This window comes from Pseudomonas sp. P5_B2 (assembly GCF_056400445.1).
This window is the reverse complement of record NZ_JBFULH010001388.1, coordinates 1-642: the sequence shown is the minus strand read 5'-3', so window position 1 is coordinate 642 and position 642 is coordinate 1. Positions and strand designations below refer to the sequence as shown.

The following is a 642-nucleotide window of genomic DNA, read 5'->3' as shown; positions in this document are numbered from 1 at the left end:
CATCCATACCCCGCGCAAACCCGCGTCCTGTCTGGCCATTCATCCTTTAGAGGTACACCACGAATACCTCCTTGGTGCGCTTATCGCTCCCGGGTTGCGGCAGTAGGGTGGGGCCTTCTGTCACTCACCGGGGAAGACGCATGACAAAAACAACAATGCGCGCCATCTTCACACCGCATGCGCTGGCCGCTGCGGTTGCCTTGGGCTGCTGTGCCCAGGCGCAGGCTGTTTCATTCAATATCGGGGAGATCGAGGGGACGTTTGACTCCTCACTGTCCGTCGGCGCGAGTTGGGGCATGCGCGATGCCAAAGATGCTTTGGTGGGCACTGTCAACGGCGGGAGCGGCCAGTCATCGACCGGTGATGACGGGCGCCAGAACTTCTCGAAAGGGGAAACCTTTTCCAAAATCTTCAAAGGCATTCACGACCTCGAACTGAAGTACGGCGACACCGGTGTGTTCGTGCGCGGCAAGTACTGGTACGACTTCGAGTTGCAGGACGAAACTCGCCCGTTCAAGCCAATCAGTGACAACGGCCGTAAGGAAGGTGCCAAATCCTCTGGCGGGCAAATCCTCGACGCCTTCGTTTATCACAACTACTCCATCGCTGAACTTCCGGGTAGCGTGCGCGCCGGTAAGCAAG

The 642-nt window shown here is 58.3% G+C and carries 1 protein-coding gene; it reads left to right on the top strand.

The window, feature by feature from the left end; translation table 11 throughout:
• Nucleotides 1-140: 140 nt before the first annotated feature.
• On the top strand, nt 141-642 hold a 502-nt coding region (locus AC1DRJ_RS31380), incomplete at its 3' end, for a DUF1302 domain-containing protein (RefSeq protein ID WP_477805526.1).